The 18,900-nt window shown below is 66.8% G+C and carries 22 protein-coding genes and 1 pseudogene; 17 read left to right on the top strand and 6 right to left on the bottom strand.

Going from position 1 to position 18,900, the window contains the following annotated elements:
• Positions 1–3: 3 nt before the first annotated feature.
• From Q9R30_RS17915 to Q9R30_RS17890, 6 genes and pseudogenes are all read left to right on the top strand, one after another.
• A complete protein-coding gene (locus Q9R30_RS17915) occupies positions 4–906 on the top strand; it encodes a sugar ABC transporter permease (protein ID WP_311218433.1) in 903 nt (300 codons plus the stop codon).
• The gene (locus Q9R30_RS17910; RefSeq protein WP_311218432.1) at positions 906–1,811 is read left to right on the top strand and encodes a carbohydrate ABC transporter permease; all 906 of its coding nucleotides are present in this window, start codon (positions 906–908) and stop codon (positions 1,809–1,811) included. The genes Q9R30_RS17915 and Q9R30_RS17910 overlap by 1 nt, the downstream gene beginning before the upstream one ends.
• A gap of 12 nt (positions 1,812–1,823) precedes the next feature.
• The gene (locus Q9R30_RS17905) at positions 1,824–3,014 is read left to right on the top strand and encodes a Gfo/Idh/MocA family oxidoreductase (RefSeq protein ID WP_311218431.1); all 1,191 of its coding nucleotides are present in this window, start codon (positions 1,824–1,826) and stop codon (positions 3,012–3,014) included.
• 27 nt (positions 3,015–3,041) lie between these two features.
• A pseudogene (locus Q9R30_RS17900) lies at positions 3,042–4,047 on the top strand (sugar phosphate isomerase/epimerase family protein).
• A 54-nt stretch (positions 4,048–4,101) separates the two neighbouring features.
• On the top strand, positions 4,102–4,800 hold the full coding sequence (locus Q9R30_RS17895) for a ThuA domain-containing protein (protein WP_311218430.1): 699 nt from the start codon (positions 4,102–4,104) through the stop codon (positions 4,798–4,800).
• Positions 4,785–5,912 (top strand): Gfo/Idh/MocA family oxidoreductase, encoded by a 1,128-nt coding sequence (locus Q9R30_RS17890; RefSeq protein ID WP_311218429.1) that lies wholly within the window; start codon positions 4,785–4,787, stop codon positions 5,910–5,912. Before Q9R30_RS17895 ends, Q9R30_RS17890 begins: the two co-directional genes overlap by 16 nt.
• Before the next feature lie 38 nt (positions 5,913–5,950).
• On the opposite strand, the gene Q9R30_RS17885 is transcribed toward Q9R30_RS17890, so the two are convergent.
• Positions 5,951–6,325, bottom strand: coding sequence for a YgjV family protein (locus Q9R30_RS17885; protein WP_104996342.1), 375 nt, complete (start codon positions 6,323–6,325; stop codon positions 5,951–5,953).
• A 263-nt stretch (positions 6,326–6,588) separates the two neighbouring features.
• Here Q9R30_RS17885 and Q9R30_RS17880 point away from each other — a divergent pair, with 263 nt between their 5' ends.
• The 9 genes from Q9R30_RS17880 (at position 6,589) to Q9R30_RS17840 (ending at position 14,950) form a co-directional block, all read left to right on the top strand.
• Positions 6,589–7,047 (top strand): helix-turn-helix transcriptional regulator, encoded by a 459-nt coding sequence (locus Q9R30_RS17880; RefSeq protein ID WP_311218428.1) that lies wholly within the window; start codon positions 6,589–6,591, stop codon positions 7,045–7,047.
• Positions 7,035–7,457: a VOC family protein gene (locus tag Q9R30_RS17875; RefSeq protein WP_311218427.1), complete on the top strand. Its 423-nt coding sequence runs from the start codon at positions 7,035–7,037 to the stop codon at positions 7,455–7,457. The genes Q9R30_RS17880 and Q9R30_RS17875 overlap by 13 nt, the downstream gene beginning before the upstream one ends.
• 23 nt (positions 7,458–7,480) lie before the next feature.
• The gene (locus Q9R30_RS17870) at positions 7,481–9,871 is read left to right on the top strand and encodes an excinuclease ABC subunit UvrA (RefSeq protein ID WP_311218426.1); all 2,391 of its coding nucleotides are present in this window, start codon (positions 7,481–7,483) and stop codon (positions 9,869–9,871) included.
• 6 nt (positions 9,872–9,877) lie between these two features.
• Positions 9,878–10,450, top strand: a complete 573-nt coding sequence (locus Q9R30_RS17865; RefSeq protein ID WP_104996338.1) for an MOSC domain-containing protein — start codon at positions 9,878–9,880, stop codon at positions 10,448–10,450.
• A 255-nt stretch (positions 10,451–10,705) separates the two neighbouring features.
• Positions 10,706–10,852, top strand: coding sequence for a hypothetical protein (locus Q9R30_RS17860; RefSeq protein ID WP_311218425.1), 147 nt, complete (start codon positions 10,706–10,708; stop codon positions 10,850–10,852).
• 131 nt (positions 10,853–10,983) lie between these two features.
• The gene (locus Q9R30_RS17855; protein WP_311218424.1) at positions 10,984–12,645 is read left to right on the top strand and encodes an alkaline phosphatase D family protein; all 1,662 of its coding nucleotides are present in this window, start codon (positions 10,984–10,986) and stop codon (positions 12,643–12,645) included.
• A complete protein-coding gene (locus Q9R30_RS17850) occupies positions 12,642–13,910 on the top strand; it encodes an alkaline phosphatase family protein (protein ID WP_311218423.1) in 1,269 nt (422 codons plus the stop codon). The genes Q9R30_RS17855 and Q9R30_RS17850 overlap by 4 nt, the downstream gene beginning before the upstream one ends.
• A gap of 72 nt (positions 13,911–13,982) precedes the next feature.
• Positions 13,983–14,381 (top strand): nuclear transport factor 2 family protein, encoded by a 399-nt coding sequence (locus tag Q9R30_RS17845; protein ID WP_311218422.1) that lies wholly within the window; start codon positions 13,983–13,985, stop codon positions 14,379–14,381.
• A 98-nt stretch (positions 14,382–14,479) separates the two neighbouring features.
• The gene (locus tag Q9R30_RS17840; protein WP_311218421.1) at positions 14,480–14,950 is read left to right on the top strand and encodes an SRPBCC family protein; all 471 of its coding nucleotides are present in this window, start codon (positions 14,480–14,482) and stop codon (positions 14,948–14,950) included.
• Between the two features lie 188 nt (positions 14,951–15,138).
• Here Q9R30_RS17840 and Q9R30_RS17835 read toward each other — a convergent pair whose 3' ends face one another.
• Positions 15,139–15,579 (bottom strand): hypothetical protein, encoded by a 441-nt coding sequence (locus Q9R30_RS17835; RefSeq protein ID WP_311218420.1) that lies wholly within the window; start codon positions 15,577–15,579, stop codon positions 15,139–15,141.
• A gap of 246 nt (positions 15,580–15,825) precedes the next feature.
• On the opposite strand from Q9R30_RS17835, the gene Q9R30_RS17830 reads away from it, so the two are divergent.
• Entirely contained in the window at positions 15,826–16,710 is an 885-nt protein-coding gene (locus tag Q9R30_RS17830) for a F510_1955 family glycosylhydrolase (protein WP_104996325.1), read from the top strand.
• Between the two features lie 190 nt (positions 16,711–16,900).
• Here the strand turns inward: Q9R30_RS17830 and Q9R30_RS17825 are convergent, their stop codons facing one another.
• The 3 genes from Q9R30_RS17825 to Q9R30_RS17815 all read right to left on the bottom strand — a co-directional run bounded on the left by Q9R30_RS17825 (position 16,901) and on the right by Q9R30_RS17815 (position 17,999).
• A complete protein-coding gene (locus Q9R30_RS17825; RefSeq protein ID WP_104996324.1) occupies positions 16,901–17,419 on the bottom strand; it encodes a flavin reductase family protein in 519 nt (172 codons plus the stop codon).
• Positions 17,420–17,550: 131 nt separating this feature from the next.
• Positions 17,551–17,829, bottom strand: a complete 279-nt coding sequence (locus Q9R30_RS17820; RefSeq protein ID WP_311218419.1) for an FAD-dependent monooxygenase — start codon at positions 17,827–17,829, stop codon at positions 17,551–17,553.
• On the bottom strand, positions 17,751–17,999 hold the full coding sequence (locus tag Q9R30_RS17815; RefSeq protein WP_396136743.1) for an FAD-dependent monooxygenase: 249 nt from the start codon (positions 17,997–17,999) through the stop codon (positions 17,751–17,753). Before Q9R30_RS17815 ends, Q9R30_RS17820 begins: the two co-directional genes overlap by 79 nt.
• A 90-nt stretch (positions 18,000–18,089) precedes the next feature.
• Between Q9R30_RS17815 and Q9R30_RS17810 the strand changes: the two genes are divergently transcribed.
• Entirely contained in the window at positions 18,090–18,569 is a 480-nt protein-coding gene (locus Q9R30_RS17810) for a hypothetical protein (RefSeq protein WP_311218417.1), read from the top strand.
• Here Q9R30_RS17810 and Q9R30_RS17805 read toward each other — a convergent pair.
• A complete protein-coding gene (locus Q9R30_RS17805; protein WP_104996322.1) occupies positions 18,566–18,856 on the bottom strand; it encodes a hypothetical protein in 291 nt (96 codons plus the stop codon). The two genes, Q9R30_RS17810 and Q9R30_RS17805, sit on opposite strands and share 4 nt — an antisense overlap.
• Between the last annotated feature and the right edge of the window lie 44 nt (positions 18,857–18,900).

The raw sequence follows: 18,900 nt of genomic DNA, 5'->3' as shown, positions 1-18,900 counted from the left end.
ACCGTGGCAGCCCTTAGCTCTGCAAACCGGGGGGTCCGCGACGCGGGCCCCTCGGGGTGGCTCGCAGCACCGGCCCTGATCTTCTTCCTGGCCTTTGCCGTCATCCCGCTCCTTGGCGTGGTCTTCCTCAGCTTCACCAGCTGGAACGGCCTGGGCGAGATCAAGCTCGAGGGCCTGTCCAGCTGGACCACGGTCCTGACGGATCCGGTCACGGGCAACGCACTGGTGGTGACAGCCAAGATCATGTTCTTCTCGTTCATCGTCCAGGCGCCGGTCAGCCTGCTGCTGGGCGTGTTCACGGCCGGGGGACAGAAATACCGCGCTGCCCTGGCCGTCCTGTACTTCCTCCCGCTGCTGCTCTCATCGGCAGCCGTTGCCATTGCCTTCAAAGCCCTGCTGGATCCCAACTTCGGCCTGGGACCCGGGTTCAACCTGCCCATCCTCACCCAGGACTGGCTCGGCAACTCGGACCTGGTGCTGTTCGTGGTGGTCTTCGTGATCGCATGGCAGTTTGTCCCCTTCCACACCCTGATCTACCAGGGCGGCGTGCGCCAGATCCCAACATCCCTGTATGAAGCCGCAGAAATCGACGGTGCGGGACGTTTCCGCCAGTTCTGGAACATCACGCTGCCACAGCTGAAGTACACCGTCATCACCTCATCCACGCTGATGGTGGTGGGCAGCCTCGCCTACTTTGACCTCATCTTCGTGCTGACCGGCGGCGGGCCCGGCTACAGCACCCGGCTGCTGCCACTGCACATGTACCTGACCGGATTCAAAGCCAATGACATGGGCGCCGCGAGCGCCCTCGGCGTCATCCTCATCGTCATCGGCCTGGGACTGGCGCTCCTGCTGCAGCGGCTGGGCGGCAAAAACCGCAACGCAAGCCAATTGGAAGGTGCCTGATGGCCTCCACGACCCAACTCCCCGTTCCTCCCTCCCCGACAGCCGGCAGCATTGCAGCAAAGCCGGCTCCCCGGACCAAGGGGCCCGGGAGGCAGCGCCCCAACCTCCTCGGAGGGCTGGGCGGCTGGTTATGGCTGGCGATCATCATCGTCCCGATCTACTACGTGGTGATCACCAGCTTCAAGAACCAGGCCGGGTTCTTCACCTCCAACCCGATGCTTCCGGCAACGGAACCAACCCTGGACAACTACAAGCTGGTCCTGGAGAACAACTTCGTCCAGTACTTCACGAACAGCCTCATCGTTACCCTCGGCACAGTGTTCCCGGCCCTGCTCGTGTCCTTCATGGCCGCCTACGCAATCGTCCGCGGCCGGAGCCGGTTCCTGAGCCTGACGAACAACCTCTTCCTGCTTGGCCTCGCCATCCCTCTGCACGCCACCATCATCCCCATCTACTGGATGATCACCAGGGCGCACCTGTATGACACGCTGCTGGCGCTGATCCTCCCGTCCGTCGCCTTCGCCATTCCCGTCAGCGTCCTCATCCTGTCCAACTTCCTGCGGGACGTGCCCAACGAACTGTTCGAGTCCATGCGGCTGGACGGCTGCTCGGACTGGGCCATGATGTGGCGGCTCGCCCTCCCGATGACCAAGCCGGCCGTCATCACCGTGGGCATCTACAACGCCCTCCACGTCTGGAACGGGTTCCTCTTCCCGCTGATACTGACCCAGAGCCCGTCAACCAGGGTCCTGCCGCTCTCACTCTGGACGTTCCAGGGCGAGTTCAGCGTCAACATTCCCGCCGTCCTCGCCTCGGTTGTCCTGGCGACCCTCCCCCTCCTGGTGATTTACGTCGTCGCCCGCCGGCAGCTGCTCAGCGGGCTGACCGCCGGCTTCAGCAAATAGAAAGGACTTCCGATGACACAACCCAAGCCCCTGCGTGTTGGCATGGTGGGTTACGCCTTCATGGGCGCAGCCCACTCGCACGCCTGGCGCACCGCACCCCGGTTTTTCGACCTGCCGTTGCAGCCCCAACTCACCGCCGTGGCCGGCAGGAACGCAGACGCCGCCAAGGCAGCCGCGGACAAGCTGGGCTGGGACTCCGTGGAGACGGACTGGCGCCGCCTGATCGAGCGCGACGACATCGACCTGATCGACATCTGCACCCCCGGCGACACCCACGCCGAGATCGCCATCGCAGCCCTTGAGGCCGGAAAGCACGTGCTGTGCGAGAAGCCGCTGGCGAACTCCGTGGAGGAAGCCGAGCGGATGGCCCTCGCGGCGGAGACCGCTGCCAAGCAGGGAGTCATGTCCATGTGCGGCTTCAGCTACCGCCGCACCCCCGCGCTGGCGCTGGCCAAACGGTTCGTGGAGCAGGGCAGGCTGGGCGAGATCCGCCACGTCCGGGCCCAGTACCTACAGGACTGGCTCTCCGACGCCAATGCGCCCATGACCTGGCGGCTGGACAAGAGCAAGTCCGGGTCAGGGTCCCTCGGCGACATCGGGGCGCACAGCATTGACGCCGCCCAGTGGGTGACCGGCCAGAGCATCACCGGCGTCTCGGCGCTGCTCGAAACGTTTGTCCCGGAACGCCCGCTGGCCGGCGACCTCGTGGGCTTGGGCGGCCACGGCGACCTCAGTGGTGACGCGCCCCGTGGGAAGGTCACCGTGGACGATGCCGCCATTTTCAGCGCAAGGTTCGACGGCGGCGCTTCCGCGGGTGCGATCGGCGTCTTTGAAGCCACGCGGTACGCGCTGGGACGCAAGAACGCCATGCGTTTGGAACTGAACGGCACCAAAGGCTCCCTCGCCTTCGATTTCGAGGACATGAACGTGCTGTCCTTCTACGACGCCGCCGAATCCCCGGACGCCGGCTTCCGGAAAATCTTCGTCACCGAACCCGAGCACCCGTACGTCGGCAACTGGTGGCCCACCGGCCACGGACTGGGCTACGAGCACGGCTTCACCCACCAGGTGGTGGACCTGGTCACCGCGATCGGTGAAGGCCGCCAGCCCGAACCGTCCTTTGCCGATGCCCTGCAGGTTCAGCGGGTCCTCGCGGCGGTGGAGTCCAGCGCCGCGAACTCCAGCCAGTGGCAGAAGGTCTAGGAACGTGAACACAGGAGAAGGAACACCATGACACGACCAATCACGCTTTTTACCGGCCAGTGGGCCGACCTGCCGTTCGAGGAGGTGGCCCGGCTCGCCGGCGAGTGGGGCTTCGACGGGCTCGAGATCGCCTGCTGGGGCGACCATCTGGACCCCCGCCGCGCGGCGGAGGACGACAGCTACCTCCAGGGCCGGCTGGACATCCTTGAGAAGAACCACCTTAAGGTCTTCGCCATCGCCAACCACCTCACCGGCCAGGCCGTCTGCGATGACCCCATCGACGAACGGCACCAGGGGATCCTGTCCGCTGAAATCTGGGGCGACGGCGATCCTGAAGGGGTCCGCCGCAGGGCCGCAGAATCCATGAAGGACACAGCACGGGCAGCCGCGCGCCTGGGCGGTCAAGACCGTGACTGGGTTCACCGGCTCCTCCATCTGGAAGGCCGTGGCCATGTTCCCGCCCGCCTCCCAGGCAATGATCGACGCCGGCTACCAGGACTTCGCTGACCGGTGGAACCCCATCCTGGATGTCTTCGACGAGGTGGGGGTCCGTTTCGCGCTGGAGGTCCACCCGTCCGAAATTGCCTACGACTACTGGACCGCCCAGCGCACCCTGGAGGCAATCGGGCACCGCAAGAGCTTTGGGCTTAACTTCGATCCGTCCCACTTCATCTGGCAGGACCTGGACCCGGTGATGTTCCTGCAGGACTTCGCAGAACACATCCTCCACGTCCACGTCAAGGAATCGGTCCGCCAGCTCGATGGCCGCAACGGGCGCCTGGGCTCCCACCTGGCCTGGGCTGATCCCCGGCGGGGCTGGGACTTCGTCACCGCAGGGCACGGGGACGTCCAGTGGAACCGGATCTTCCGGACCCTTAACGCCGTCGGCTATGACGGCCCCACCAGCATCGAGTGGGAGGACGCCGGGATGGACCGGCTCGTCGGCGCACCGCAGGCGCTGGCCATGGTCAAGGAACTCGCCCGGATCGCGCCTCCTGCAGCCGCTTTCGACGCCGCCTTCGCCAGCCGCTGACCCATTTTTGGCCGGCCCTCCGGTGCCGGCAGCCAAACAAAAGGAAACCCCGACATGACAGAACGCAAGAACGCCCTGGTGGTCCGCGGCGGCTGGGACGGCCACCAGCCGTACGAGGCCACGGAACTCTTCATCCCCTACCTCAAGGACAACAGCTACGACGTCCGCGTCGAGGAATCCCCCAAGGTCTATGCCGACGCCGAATACATGGCAGGAGTGGACCTGATCATGCAGTGCATGACCATGACCACCATCGAAAAGGACGAGTTCGCCGGGCTGCGGACCGCCGTCGAAAACGGCACCGGCCTGGCCGGCTGGCACGGCGGCATCGCCGATTCATACCGCAACAACTCTGACTACCTGCACCTGATCGGCGGCCAGTTCGCCTGCCATCCCGGCAAGCACCCGGACGAGTGCGTCGGCGAGCAGTCGGACAACTACGTCCCCTACACGGTCAACATGCTCCCGGCCGCCGCGGAACACCCGATCACCATGGGCATCTCCGATTTCGACCTGGTCACCGAGCAGTACTGGGTGCTCTCCGACGACTACATCGACGTCCTGGCCACCACCACCCAGAAGGTCCGGGAGTGGGACCCCTGGAACCGCGAAGTCACGTCACCGGCCATCTGGACCCGCCAGTGGGGCAAAGGCCGCATCTTTGTCGCCACCCCCGGCCACCGGGTCGAAATCCTCCAGGACGCCAACGTCCGCACCATCATCGAAAGGGGCCTGCTGTGGGCAAGCCGTTGAAAGTCGGAATCATTGGCTGCGGAGCCATCATCGCGCAGTACCTCACCAACTTCCGCAAACTCGGACAGATCGACCTGGTGGCCGTGGCGGACCTGGACCCCGCACGCGCCCAGGCCGTGGCGGAGGAGTACGAGGGTGTCCGCGCCATGTCCGTGGACGAACTCCTCGCCGCGGACGACGTCGAACTTGTGCTGAACCTGACCATCCCCGCCGCCCACGCCGAGGTGGCGCTGAAGGCCATTGCCGCCGGCAAGAGCGTGTACGGCGAGAAGCCCCTCGCCGCCACCACTGCCGAGGCACGCCAGGTGCTGGACGCGGCACGCGAGGCGGGCGTCGCCGTCGGCTGCGCGCCGGACACGGTACTGGGGACCGGCATCCAGACCGCGCGCAAGGCAATCGACGACGGCTTGATCGGCGCACCCATCTCGGCGAGCGCCACGATGGTCACCCCGGGGCATGAGCGCTGGCACCCCAACCCGGACTTCTACTACCAGCCCGGCGGCGGCCCGCTCCTGGACATGGGCCCGTACTACGTGACCGCCCTCGTTACCCTGCTGGGCCCCGTCGTCTCGGTCATCGGCGCCGCCAGCCACACACGGAACGAACGAACCATCGGCTCCGGACCCCGCCAGGGCGAGAAGGTCCCCGTTGACATCGATTCCCACGTCACCGGCGTCCTGGTCCACGCCTCCGGTGCGCTCTCCACCCTGTTCATGAGCTTCGACGCCGTGAAGTCCAAGTCGCCCAACATCGAGATCCACGGGGAGCTGGGGTCCCTGGTGGTGCCGGACCCGAACCACTTCGACGGCGACGTCCAGCTGTTTTCGCTCGGGGCAGAGGACTGGGAGACCCTTCCGGTGTCCGCCGGCTACGTCGATTCCGGCAGAGGCTTCGGCATCGCAGACCTGGCTTCCACCCCTGAGGGCGCTGAGCCCCGGGCGGGCGGGGCCATGGCCTACCACGCCCTGGACGTCATGGAATCCGTGCTCGAGTCAGCGCACAGCGGCACGGCAGTACGCATCAACAGCACCGTTGAGCGGCCGGCGAGCGTGGAACTGGCCGTCCTGGCCAATGACGTGGACGCACTCCAGGCCCAGGAAGCTGCTTCCTAGGCCTTTCCGTTGTTCATCGGGCGGCGAGTGCCGTGCCGTCAGCGAAGGGGGCGGCGCCCGTCGTCGTCGCCGTGGACGGAACCAGTAAGTACTTCAACAACAGCGAGCTGACCGGTGGTGTCCGGGACGCCCGGGAATTGGACCTGCGGAGCGTCTTCGGGCATCACCGGCGGCTGGCCCGCCTGCCGCATGCGGACAAGCGCGACGGCGGAAATGAGGAACCAGGCCACGTTCGTCACCACGGAAGGCCAGGCCCCGTGGACCGTGCCGTTCATGATGAAGGCAACGGCGCCGAAAAGATTGGCAGTCTGGAAGCCTTTGCCGGCCTTCATCCAGCCCATGGAAACGGCAAGATAGGCACTGAGGATAGCAACCGCACCGGCCCAGCCGGCGATTTCCCACAGCAGTTCCATGGAGACCTCTCAAGGGTGGCGCCCGGCAGGCAGAGGCCGGGCAAGGTTGTTGACGGGGTTTTCGGGGTGTCTTTTGCCGGAGGCCACTGCTGGCTGGATCAGGCTGCCGGACAAACCGTTTACTCGAGCCCGCAAGCGGGCGAGGACCTCATTTGTTGGTCGGCGGGATAATCATACTCTGCAGGGGAGCCTGCTCTTTGTCGCCCGCAGCCCGGGCTTTCGCCCTCTGGACAACTCCCCAGCTCCGTAGCACCATCTGAAAGGTGACCACCAGCCCCGTCTCCGATGCCCGCCTGCGCGAACTCAGGGACCTCCGCCGCGTCAAGGACCGGATCGACCGGGAGTACGCGCAGCCGCTGGACGTCGAATCCCTGGCACGCGGAGTCCACATGTCGGCCGGGCACCTGAGCCGGCAGTTCAAGCTCGCCTACCAGGAAAGCCCCTACAGCTACCTGATGACCCGGCGCATCGAACGGGCAATGGCGCTCCTTCGCCGTGGCGACCTTTCCGTCACGGAGGCGTGTTTCGCCGTCGGCTGTTCCTCACTGGGGACGTTCAGCACCCGCTTCACGGAACTCGTCGGGATGCCGCCCAGCGTGTACAAACAGGAGGCGGCGATGACGACGGCGGGCATCCCTGCGTGCGTGGCGAAACAGGTCACCAGACCGGTCAGGAATCGAGAAGCATCCGCGCCGGAGCCGCAACTAGCATGGCTGCCATGAACAACATCAGCATTTCCTCAAGCTTCCTTCCGCACACCGATCCGGACGCCTCACTGGCGTTCTACCGCGATGCCCTGGGCTTCGAAGTCCGCAACGACGTTGGGCGCGGCACCATGCACTGGATCACCGTGGGACCCGCCGGCCAGCCGGACGTGTCCATCGTCCTGCACCCGCCGGCCGTTGACCCCGGCATCACTGACGACGAGCGGCGCACCATCGCGGAGATGATGGCCAAGGGCACCTACGCCACCGTCATCCTTTCCGCACCGGACGTGGACGAAGCCTTCGCAAAAGTGGAGGCAAGCGGGGCCGACGTCGTCCAGGAGCCGGTGGACCAGCCGTACGGAATCCGCGACTGCGCGTTCCGCGACCCGGCAGGAAACACCGTCCGCATCAACCAGCAGCAGTAAGCGCAGCAAGCCTAGGGAGACGCATGAGCACGGACACCGGGACCCATACTGAAACAAACGGCGTGCACATCGCTGACACCCACGGCCTCATCCGCGTGCAGGGCGCGCGGGAAAACAACCTCAAGGACATCAGCGTCGAGCTGCCCAAGCGCCGGCTGACCGTATTCACCGGCGTCTCCGGCTCCGGCAAGAGCTCCCTGGTGTTCGCCACCATCGCCGCAGAGTCCCAGCGCCTGATCAACGAAACCTATAGCGCTTTCGTCCAGGGCTTCATGCCTTCGCTGGCCCGCCCCGAGGTGGACTTCCTGGAAGGGCTCACGACGGCCATCATCGTGGACCAGGAGCGGATGGGCGCCAACCCGCGCTCCACCGTGGGGACGGCCACCGACGCCCATGCAATGCTCCGCATCCTCTTCAGCAGGCTCGGCTCGCCGTACGTGGGCCCGCCCACCGCCTATTCCTTCAACGTGCCCACGCGCAAGGCCAGCGGCGTGATGTCCACGGAGAAGGGCGGCCGGGTGGAAAGGGCCGTGGTCCAGCAGGCCGTCTACCTCGGCGGCATGTGCCCGCGGTGCGAGGGGATGGGCAACGTCAGCGACATCGACCGGACAGCGCTGTACGACGACGAAAAGTCCCTGAGCGAGGGCGCGCTGCTTGTTCCGGGCTATTCCATGGACGGCTGGTACGGGCGCCTGTTCGAGGGCATGGCACTGCCCATGGACAAACCGATTTCCAAGTTCACCAAGAAGCAGCTGGACACGATGCTCTACGCGGAGCCCACCAAGATCAAGGTGGAGGGCGTCAACCTGACCTTCGAGGGGATCATCCCCAAGATCCAGAAGTCCATGCTGTCCAAGGATCCGGAGGCGATGCAGCCGCACGTGCGCCGGTTCGTGGAACGCGCGGTGACGTTCCAGACCTGCCCGGAGTGCAAGGGGACCCGGCTGACCCATCAGGCGCTGTCCTCAAAAATCAACGGAAAGAACATTGCCGAGCTGTGCCAGATGCAGATCAGCGACCTCGCCGGGTGGATCCGGGACCTGAGGGACCCCTCCGTGGCTCCCCTGCTCAAGGGCCTCCAGCACCTGCTCGACTCCTTTTCCGACATCGGCCTGGGCTACCTCAGCCTGGACCGGCCGGCCGGCACCCTCTCCGGCGGCGAGGCCCAGCGCACCAAGATGATCCGGCACCTCGGGTCCTCGCTCACCGACGTCACCTACGTCTTCGACGAGCCGTCCATCGGGCTCCACCCCCACGACATCCAACGGATGAACCAGCTCCTGCTGCAGCTGCGGGACAAAGGCAACACCGTCCTGGTGGTGGAGCACAAACCGGAAATGATCACCATCGCGGACCACGCCGTCGACCTCGGTCCGGGGGCCGGCACCAAAGGCGGCGAGGTCTGCTTCGAGGGCACGGTGGATGGTCTGCGGGCCAGCGACACCATCACCGGGCGCCACCTCGGGTACCGCGCCTCCCTGAAGGAGACGGTCCGGACGGCGTCCGGGGCCCTGGAGGTCCGCGGCGCGTCAACCCACAACCTCCAGAACGTCGACGTCGACATCCCCCTGGGCGTCCTCACGGTGGTCACCGGGGTGGCCGGTTCGGGCAAGAGTTCGCTGATCCACGGCTCGGTGGCCAAGCGCGGGGGCGTGGTGGTGATCGACCAGGGCGCCATCCGCGGCTCCCGCCGCAGCAATCCTGCCACCTACACCGGCCTGCTGGAGCCCATCCGCAAGACGTTCGCCAAGGTCAACGGCGTCAAGCCCGCACTGTTCAGCTCCAACTCCGAGGGCGCCTGCCCCACCTGCAACGGCGCCGGCGTCATCTTCACCGAACTGGGCGTCATGGCCACGGTGGAGTCCCCGTGCGAGGACTGCGAGGGCCGCCGCTTCCAGGCCGCGGTGCTGGAGTACAAGGTGGGCGGCCGGAACATTGCCGACGTGCTGGCCATGTCCGTGACGGAAGCTGCCGCCTTCTTCGCGGAGGGCGAGGCCAAAACGCCGGCGGCCCGGACCATCCTGGACCGGCTCGACGACGTGGGGCTGGGCTACCTCAGCCTCGGCCAGCCGCTCACCACGCTCTCCGGCGGCGAGCGCCAGCGGCTCAAGCTCGCCACGCAGATGGCGGAGAAGGGCGACGTCTACGTGCTGGACGAGCCCACCACCGGCCTGCACCTTGCCGACGTCGAGAACCTGCTGGGCCTCCTGGACCGGCTGGTTGACTCCGGCAAGTCCGTGATTGTCATTGAGCACCACCAGGCGGTGATGGCCCACGCGGACTGGATCATCGACCTGGGTCCGGGAGCAGGGCACGACGGCGGCCGGATCGTTTTCGAGGGCACGCCGGCTGGGCTGGTGGCTGATGCCTCGACGCTCACCGGCAAGCACCTGGCCGCGTATCTGAGTTCTTAGGCTGGAATGGGCGAAACCTATAGCTACGACGTCGAGATCCTGCACCTGCTGGTGTCGCCGGGGCACGCCTACTTCGGGCGGGCACGGGACGGCGCCGCCAATGTCCCCACCGCCGACGCGGCGAGCGCGGAGGTTGTGGCGGGCAAGGGCATCGTGGGTGACCGCTTCTTCGGCAAGGCCGCACACATGGACGCCGCGGTGACTTTGTTCGCCGTCGAGGCCCTCGAAGCAATGGCGGCAGAACTCGGCGCCGGGCCGTTCGATCCTCTGGCCACCCGGCGGAACGTTATCCTCCGGGGAGCGCACCTGGCCCCGCTGCTGGGGCAGGATTTTGTGCTGGAATCGCGCGGGTCCCGGGTCCAGCTCCATGGCGGGCGCCCGGCGCATCCCTGCGCCTGGATGAACGAGGTGCTGGCTCCGGGGGGCCATGCCGCCATGCGCGGCAGGGGCGGGGTCCGCTGCCGCGCTGTTTCGGGTGGCGTCCTGCACCGGGGCCCGGCGGTCCTGGTCAGCCCTGTTCCGCTGGATCCCGGGCAGGCGGGCGTTCCCTCCCTGCTGCGGCCCGGCCGGCTGCCGTAGCTCCACTTCCGACGGCGTCACATACGGCACGCTTTTGGCCCACCTTCAGCCGCGGGCCCCCGGAAAATTTGGGCCGCCGCCGTCGGCCGCTCCCCAAAAACATGCTCTGCGTGACGCCCTGATAGCTGGCCAGCGCAAGCACATCTGATTGCACAACGGGTCCTGGCAGGGCCACCCGTACGTGTACGCGGCACTGCCCGTCTTGCCGCGGTCCATGACCTCCTGGACCGCGGCGCCGCCGCCGTTGTTGGGGACTTGGCCGACCTGGAGCAATCGCGCGACGTCGCGGAACAGGTCAATCGGATGGGCGCGGTGGACGCCGTCATCCGTAATGCGGAAGTGCTGCGCCCCCGGACGATGTCCGACTGGAGCATCTGGCAAGCATTCCCGGCGAGCGCCTGACTTGACACCCGAAGCCCGGACTCAGGGCTCCGGCGGCCAGGCGGAACTTCGGGAGAACTCTGGTGGCACAATCGGTGAACATCCGGCAAAATCCGCCGGATGCGCCACACGGGGCGTTGATACTGGAGTACATGCCTTTTGTTACCCGCCAGTACGGACAATCGCCCACTCGACGCCAGGTCCTCCGCGCAGGCGGCCTTGCCGCCGCCGTCGCCGGAGTGGCGCCCCTCGTCTCGAGCCCCGCCCAGGCGGCTGATCCGCTGTTCGCGCATGGGGTTGCCTCCGGCGATCCGCACCCGGACAGCGTGGTGCTCTGGACCCGGGTGACCCCCAGCCCGGAAGCCACACCTGGCTCCGGACTCGGCCCGGCCGCAACGGTGAACTGGGAAGTGGCGGCAGATCCCGCCTTCAGCAGGATCGTCTCAAAGGGCTCGGTGAAGACCGGGCCGGAGCGTGACCACACCGTGAAGGTGGTCGCCGGCCGCCTGCAGCCAGGCACACCGTACTGGTACCGGTTCACGATGGGCCGCGGGGTGTCCGCCGTCGGCCGGACCAAGACGGCACCGGCGGCCGGAGCCCAGGTGGAGCAGCTCCGCTTCGGCGTCGTCTCCTGCGCCAACTACCAGGCCGGCTACTTCAGCTCCTACCGCCATCTCGCCCAGCGAGGGGACCTCGACGCCGTGCTCCACCTCGGTGATTACCTCTACGAGTACGCGCCCGGGGAATACCAGGCGAGGGACGTCGTCGTCCGCCCGCACGAGCCCGCCGTCGAAATGACCACGCTCGCGCATTATCGGCGCCGGCACGCCCAGTACAAGACTGACGCCGACCTGCAGGCCCTGCATTCGGCTGCACCCTTCATCGTCACCTGGGACGACCATGAAGCTGCCAACGATGCCTGGAGCGGTGGCGCGGAGAACCACACCGAAGGCGCAGAAGGGCTCTGGGCCGAACGCCGCGCGGCCGCAAACCAGGCCTATGCGGAGTGGATGCCCGTGCGCTACCAGCCCGGAGGTCCGCTGTACCGCCGCCTTGATTTCGGTGCCCTGGCCAGCCTCTCCATGCTGGACCTTCGTTCCTACCGGAGCCAGCAGGCCGCCAACGGGCTCGACCCCGCGGTGGACAGCCCGGACCGGACCATCACGGGAGCTGCGCAGATGGACTGGCTGCTGGGCAACCTTACATCCGGCGGGCCGCAGTGGAAGCTGGTGGGCAACCCGGTGATGATTGCCCCCGTCCGGGTTCCCTCCACGCTCAGCCTGGCCGAACTGGCGGGGGTCCAGAAGCTCATGGGCGGCACCACCGTCGATGGCGTCCCCTACAACGTGGACCAGTGGGACGGCTACGAGGCGGACCGGAGCCGGGTGGTCCGGCACCTGCGGGACCAGGCAATCAAGGACACTGTTTTCCTCACCGGCGACATCCACTCCGGGTGGGCCTGCGACCTCCCCGCCGACCCCCTGACATACCCCACCACCGGCGATTCGGTGGCGGCGGAACTGGTCTGCACGTCGGTGACCAGCGACAACCTCGACGACATACTGAACGCTCCACCCCGCAGCTCCTCCCTGGCGGTGGAGGCGGCCATCAGGACGGCCAATCCCCACGTGAAGTACCTCGACTTCGACTCGCACGGCTACTCCGTCCTGGACGTCACTCCTGCGGGAGTCCGGATGGACTGGTACGTCCTTGCCGACCGGACTGCGCAGGCCTCGGCGGCCACGCTGTCCACCTCCTTCAGGGTCGGTGCCGGCACCGGCAAAGTCGTCGCGGCAACCGGCGGCGCGCTGTGAACCCGGACCGCCGCCAGTTCCTGCGCCTGGCCGGCGCCGGAAGCGCCGCCGTCGTCCTTTCAGCGGCGCCCGGCACCGCATGGGCCGGCCCGGCGACGAATCCCGGCACCGCCCGGATGCGCACCTATGTCCTTGTGGTGGACGGCTGCCGGCCGGACGAGATCACCCCTGAGTTGACCCCGCGGCTCGCCGCGCTGCGGGCGGCGGGCACCAACTTCCCTGCCGCCAGGTCGCTGCCGGTGATGGAGACGATCCCGAACCACGTCATGATGATGACCGGCGTCCGGCCGGACAGGTCCGGAGTCCCCGCCAACTCGGTTTACGATCCCGCCGAAGGGGCAGCCAGGGACATGGACCGCGAAACCGACCTCCGCTTTCCCACGCTGCTTGAACGCCTGCGCGACTCCGGCTTCACCACCGCCTCCGTCCTGAGCAAGAAGTACCTCTACGGAATCTTCGGCACACGGGCAAGCTACCGCTGGGAGCCCTCTCCCCTGCTGCCCGTGACAGGACACGCGCCGGACGCCGCGACCATGGACGCGCTGCTGGCCATCGTCAGCGGCCCCGACCCGGACTTCACGTTCACCAACCTTGGCGATGTTGACCGGATGGGGCACTCGGACCTGACCGGGACCACGCTCCAGGCTGCACGGAATACAGCCCTCGCCGGCACCGACCTGCAGGTGGGCCGGCTGGTGGACCACCTGGTTGATACGGGCAAATGGGAGTCCAGCGTCCTGGTGGTGCTTGCGGACCACTCCATGGACTGGTCACTGCCCACCAACGTGGTTTCGGTGGACCTGATCCTCCAGGCCCGGCCGGACCTCCGGTCCTCCGTCACCGTGGCCCAGAACGGCGGTGCGGACCTGCTGTACTGGACCGGACCGGCCGAGCAGAAGGCAGCCGGCCTCCAGGCAGTGCGTTCCCTGGTCCAGTCCCATCCCGGCGTGCTGTCGGTGCAGGCACCTGCCGAGCTGCGGCTGGGGGCGGAGGCCGGCGACCTGGTGGCCTTCTGCCGTGCCGGCTGGCGGTTCTCGGACCCCTACATTGTCTCGAACCCCATCCCCGGCAACCACGGCCACCCCGCCACCGAACCCATCCCGTTCTTCATCTCCGGCGGCAGCCCCCGGGTGCTCCGCGGCCGGACGTCCTCTGATCCTGCGCGGACGGTGGACGTGGCTCCGACCGTCGGCGCCCTTTACGGGCTCAAGGCACCGTCCGGCGGCTACGACGGCGTTGCCAGGACGACGGCGTTCAGCAGCTGAGGTGGCGGGAGGACCGCAGCCAGACCGGAGAAAGAGCTCGCAGCGGCCGAGTTCCGGGATCATACTGGTGGCATGAGCGACCGTACCGATTTTTTGGACTGGGTGAGGACCCATCTGCACGATGCGGAACTTGCTATCCACAACGGTGATGCCGCCCCGCGCAGGGCACTCTGGTCCCGCAACGAACCCGTGAGTGTTTTGGGCGCATGGCGCAACGCCTTCGGGCAGCAGGAACTGGACGACTTGTTCACGGGCCTTGCCAGGCAGTTCTCCAACTGCACCGCGTACAGGTTCGAGTTGCTGGCGTACGACGTTGTGGGCGACATGGCATATACGGCCGGACTGGAACACACTTCAGCCTCAGTCGACGGCGCACCGCGCAGCTACGTGCTCCGGGCAACGCAAATCTACCGCCGCGAGGACGGGGCATGGAAGGTCGCCCACCGGCACGGCGACACAGTAACCGGCTGAGGTCTTGGCCCGGGCGGCCATTCCTCGGCCGTTGCAATCGCGGCCGCATGGGAGGAATCTGGGGCTTATCCTCGGTTTTGAGCATTGGAGTGGTCCTCATGCCTGAACGTCACATCACGGTGCAACGTCGCATGGCTGCATCCACGGGTTCCGTGTGGGCCCTGTTTGCAGACTTCCCCAATCTCGCGAGCCATTGGAACGGCGTCAGGGCCACCAGAGCCATTGACGGCAAGACCAGCGGCGTGGGTGCCCGGCGCCGCGTCGGCCTGAAGCCGGTGGGCAGCATGGATGAAACCGTCACCGTGTGGGAGGAGGGCCGCAGGATGGATACACGGAATCAACCAAGCGCGTTGGTGCCGTTCAAGCAGGCCGAGTCCACGCTGACGCTCGAGCCCGATGGCGGCGGGACGTTGGCCACCTTCGACTACCGGTACGTACCCCGCGGTGGCCCCGTTGGCCGGTTCACCGGGCCGTTGATCGACAAGATGCTGACGGCGACCTTTACCGGCATGCTGGCCGCCGCGGAGCAGGCTGCCCTCGCGAGGGGCAGCGGGCGCCCGCCTGCATAGTCTGCGTAATGAGGCTAAGGTCTTGGCCCGGGCGGCTAGGTACACCGCGGTGGCGGCGATAAGGACCGTCAGCAGTCCCTGCGCCCAAGGCCGCGAGGGCCTGGTACGGGGAGCTGCGGGTCAAATGGTCCGAGGAAAACAGATTTCCCCGGTGCTCCATGACCTGGCGCTCACACGAACGCGGGCGTTCAATGGCCGCCGGTGTGCCCTCCGGTGTGTTCCACGGTGGGCACCGGTCCGGGGGTGATGTCCGTCCCGGTGCCGCTGATCGCGGGACCTATGACAAACGCGGACAGGGAAAACATGGCGGCGAAAACCAGCAGTCCCAGCACCGGTGCGATCCAGCTGCCAAACCGCCGGTAAAGCCGGACCAGCAGAGGAACCGATGCCAGAAGCCCCAGGGCGCCGAAAAGTGCCGTGCCGCCAGACCCTGCCGCCAGGGCAGTCCCGGCGAGCAGGCCGATGTGGTGCAGAACGTGCGGCAACAGCCCCATGATCAGACCGACGGCGCCGACCACAGTGTGCCATAGCGCCTGGATCCTGCCCCGGATGCCCGGTCCGGCGGGAACCGCTCCGCCCCGCGCCACCGCTCCCCGGTGCATGTGGTGGGAGGAATGGTCAGCGGTCACGGGCTGTCCTGCTCACCGAACCACTCCATCGCCGCCCCATGAGCCATACCTTTCAGGAGGTGCCGCCATTGTTGCCCCCAGTGTGATGTCCGCCTTTGGTGCACCGCAAGGGCCTGAACGCCCTCCCAACCCCAGGTCCGCTGACCATGGTGAAACGGAACCCGCCCCAGGCTCGTTGTACCGGACAGTGCCCTGCCGCTGGGCCGATAGTCTTGAGCACGCAACGGTGACCGCGAAGGAGGACCCATGCACCTGCATCCTGGAACCGGCAGGCCCCTGGCCGCGTTCACCGCCGCTGCTCTCCTGCTTACCCTCTCCGCCTGCATTCCAAGCGCCACATCCGGTAGTCCGGGCGCCGGCTCTGCCCCGGCAACCCCCACCTCCGGGCTGCCCAGCTCACACGTCCACGGACTGAGCGTGAACCGCAAGACGAACCAGGTGCTGCTTGCCACCCATGAAGGCCTGTTTGACGTCACCAAACCACCGGGCACCAAAATTGGCGCCACCAACGACCTGATGGGCTTTACCGCAGCGGCTGGCCAAGGTGTCTTCTACGCATCCGGACATCCCGGCCCCGGCTCCGATCTGCCCAACCCCATGGGCCTGATCAGGTCCGTCGATGGCGGCAAGACATGGGAACAGCTCTCCCGTCAGGGCGAATCTGATTTCCACGCCCTCGCCGCCACCACGTCCGGCATCGTCGCCTACGATGGGACGCTTCAAACAAGCCCGGACGGAAAAACCTGGACCCCGGCAAGGGCGGGCTTCGTTCCGGCCGTCCTGGCAGGCGCCCCGACGGGCGACACTGTTCTCGCCACCACCCGCGAAGGGCTCCAGCGCTCCACCGACGGCGGGAAAACCTGGGAACTAAACGCCACAGCCCCCGTTGTCCAGTTCGTCGCCTTCGCCAGCGCCACGGAGGTAGTCGGCGTCGAACCCGGCGGGACCGTGCATTACTCCGCCGACGCCGGAAGAACCTGGACCCGTACCGGCCAAATCGAGGGCCAGGTCCAGGCAATGACAGCTGTAACAGGCGCTGATGGCAAGCCATGGATCTGGGCCGCGAGCGCCGAAAAGCTCGTCGTGTCCACCGACGGCGGAGCCACCTTCCGGTCCGCGGATTCCTCCTGAGCGGCCAGGCTCTGCTGGCTTCGTTGCCTTGAGGAAGGGGAAGCCCCATCAGCTACGCTGAAGGGGCACGCCGGGCAACAATCCAGACCGTGTGCGAAGCCTCCGGACGGGACGGTCTTTTGTCCCTATCTGCCCCGCGCAGCCGCCCATTCATGGCCACGGAAAGCATGAAGGGGCGAACATGGCCCCGTCATGCCGCCTTTTCCAGCCGACCGGCACGGGACTCCACTCCTTCAAAGTAGCTGCCCTTGAAGAAGAGGAGCGGCTCGGCGCCTTCCCGCGCCCCCAGGGCGCGGACAGCACCCACCACAATGGTGTGATCGCCGCCGTCGTACTCCTCCTGCAGTTCGCAATCCACCCAGGCCAGTGCCTGGTCCAGTAAAGGATTGCCCAGGGGTGACGCTGAGTAGTCGACGCCGGCGAATTTGTCGGTGCCGGAACGGGCGAACCGGGCTGCCAGGTGCCGGTGTTCCGCGGGCAGGATGTTCACGGTGAAGCGGCCCGCGTCGCGCAACCGCGGCCAGGTGCTGGAGCTGCGGGCAGGGCTGAAGGTGACAAGGGCCGGGTCCAGGGAGAGCGAGGAAAAGGACTGGCAGGTAAAGCCCGCGGGACCGTTGTCCGCGACGGCGGTGATGACGGTCAGTCCGGAGGCGAAGTGGCCCAGGACGTGGCGCAGGCGCTGCGGGGCGAGGTCAAAGTGTTCCGTCATTGTTCTTTCCTTTCGGGGCCGGTGGTTCAAACCAACCACCCGTAAGCGTGCTGTTCAATCGAGGGTGAAACGCGCTGACTCCCTGGGCAATACGGGGTCACGGCCCGAAGCATGGCGTAACGAAAGGGGGGTCAAGGGCTTGGCACCGAAGCCCGTGGCATAGCTGGTCCGAACCACCTGCCCAGCGCCTCCCTGAGACCGGCGTCGCTTCCGCCACCCACCCATGCCACATGCTCCTGCCCGCCGTCGCACCCCACAACGTGGTCCCCCCGCAGCGTCCTGCCGTCCTTGGGGTGGAGGCCGACGCCGGTGCCATCCTGCGCGAGGCCAGTCACCTCGCATCCGCGGTAGAACGTGACGGCCAGCTCCGCCACCCAGCCGGTGAGGATGCGTTCGAGTGGTTCTGCCACAGGCCCAGTCTGTAGGGATTGCGGGTGGGAAAGTGGCTGACATGAAGCCCGCCGGCCCGCGCTCCGGCGAAGTGCTGGTTGGGGCGCCGCCCCACAATGGCCACATCAACCTGCGCCAGCGCCAACTCCGCTGCCAGCATTAACCCCGGCGTGCCGCCGCCCGCAATCAATCAGTCCCGGGCGCACCCGTTTAGGGGACCCATATGGGTCTAGTGTTGGGCGGGTCGGCATTTGCCGCGAATAGCCCTCAGGGAGGGTGCATGAACTCGAGACAGTCCAGCTCCGAGCAATTTATGCAGTACTTGGAAAGCGTTGGGGGCTCGGAGGCGGACGTCGCCGGAGCGTCGTACGTGGTCAGCGACGGGGACACCGTGGAGAGCGTGGTTTCAGCGCTGCGGATGGAACAACAGCAGCACGGCAGCACGGCCAAGGACCCGTCCGTCCTCCATGCCTTGGCGCAGGTGATGGTCAGCAGGCGCGACGAGCGGGATCCCGGCCATCATGCCGGCGCCTCCCAGCCCGGGGAGTACCAGCTGGACATCCATCTCAGCGCGGGCAGCAACACCCGGGAAAGCATCCCGGAAAAGGACATTGCGAAGGCCCAGGCCTGGGCGCGGAAACGGATCGAAGCCCAAGGTGCCGAGTTCGGAGCCATCTACTTTCCGGCGGGCGGAAGCGGCGTACCAGGCACGGGAGCCTTGGTGTCCAGTTACGACCGTTCCGTGGGCTGGTACCGCTAACTGGACGCGCCGTGCTGATGTCCGTAAGCAGCCAGGAGGGCATCAAGCTGGGCGGACTGATGCGCCTGGAAGATCTTGTCCGCGGTCACGTTCGTGCTGGCCAGCGGCGGTATGTCCAGGCTGGCGTTGCAGCCCCGGCAACGGATCTCGTCCGTCCACGCCCAGCTGTATGCCGCGTGGCTTTCCCGCACCCTCTGCATCGCTGAGGTAATTGCTTCCGTCTTGGCCGCAAAGTGCGCTGCGTCCTCATTGCTGAGGCTTGTACCAATCTCGATGTCGATGCTCATCGTGCCTCTTCTCCGTTGTCCCGGATGGTGCTGTCGACAGTAAC

Source organism: Arthrobacter sp. AB6, from assembly GCF_031844545.1.
In the GTDB taxonomy this organism is placed as follows: Bacteria; Actinomycetota; Actinomycetes; order Actinomycetales; family Micrococcaceae; genus Arthrobacter.
This window is presented reverse-complemented; position numbering and strand designations above follow the sequence as displayed.

Excerpts from the sequence above, each read along its gene's own strand:
- Q9R30_RS17885 (WP_104996342.1), bottom strand. The coding sequence starts at position 6,325 with ATGGAACTGCTGTGGGAAATCGCCGGCTGGGCCGGTGCGGTTGCTATC.
- Q9R30_RS17895 (WP_311218430.1), top strand. The coding sequence starts at position 4,102 with ATGACAGAACGCAAGAACGCCCTGGTGGTCCGCGGCGGCTGGGACGGC.
- Q9R30_RS17840 (WP_311218421.1), top strand. The coding sequence starts at position 14,480 with ATGCCTGAACGTCACATCACGGTGCAACGTCGCATGGCTGCATCCACG.
- Q9R30_RS17830 (WP_104996325.1), top strand. The coding sequence starts at position 15,826 with ATGCACCTGCATCCTGGAACCGGCAGGCCCCTGGCCGCGTTCACCGCC.
- Q9R30_RS17825 (WP_104996324.1), bottom strand. The coding sequence starts at position 17,419 with ATGACGGAACACTTTGACCTCGCCCCGCAGCGCCTGCGCCACGTCCTG.
- Q9R30_RS17805 (WP_104996322.1), bottom strand. The coding sequence starts at position 18,856 with ATGAGCATCGACATCGAGATTGGTACAAGCCTCAGCAATGAGGACGCA.
- Q9R30_RS17905 (WP_311218431.1), top strand. The coding sequence starts at position 1,824 with ATGACACAACCCAAGCCCCTGCGTGTTGGCATGGTGGGTTACGCCTTC.
- Q9R30_RS17865 (WP_104996338.1), top strand. The coding sequence starts at position 9,878 with ATGGGCGAAACCTATAGCTACGACGTCGAGATCCTGCACCTGCTGGTG.
- Q9R30_RS17910 (WP_311218432.1), top strand. The coding sequence starts at position 906 with ATGGCCTCCACGACCCAACTCCCCGTTCCTCCCTCCCCGACAGCCGGC.
- Q9R30_RS17875 (WP_311218427.1), top strand. The coding sequence starts at position 7,035 with ATGGCTGCCATGAACAACATCAGCATTTCCTCAAGCTTCCTTCCGCAC.
- Q9R30_RS17845 (WP_311218422.1), top strand. The coding sequence starts at position 13,983 with ATGAGCGACCGTACCGATTTTTTGGACTGGGTGAGGACCCATCTGCAC.
- Q9R30_RS17810 (WP_311218417.1), top strand. The coding sequence starts at position 18,090 with ATGAACTCGAGACAGTCCAGCTCCGAGCAATTTATGCAGTACTTGGAA.
- Q9R30_RS17870 (WP_311218426.1), top strand. The coding sequence starts at position 7,481 with ATGAGCACGGACACCGGGACCCATACTGAAACAAACGGCGTGCACATC.
- Q9R30_RS17855 (WP_311218424.1), top strand. The coding sequence starts at position 10,984 with ATGCCTTTTGTTACCCGCCAGTACGGACAATCGCCCACTCGACGCCAG.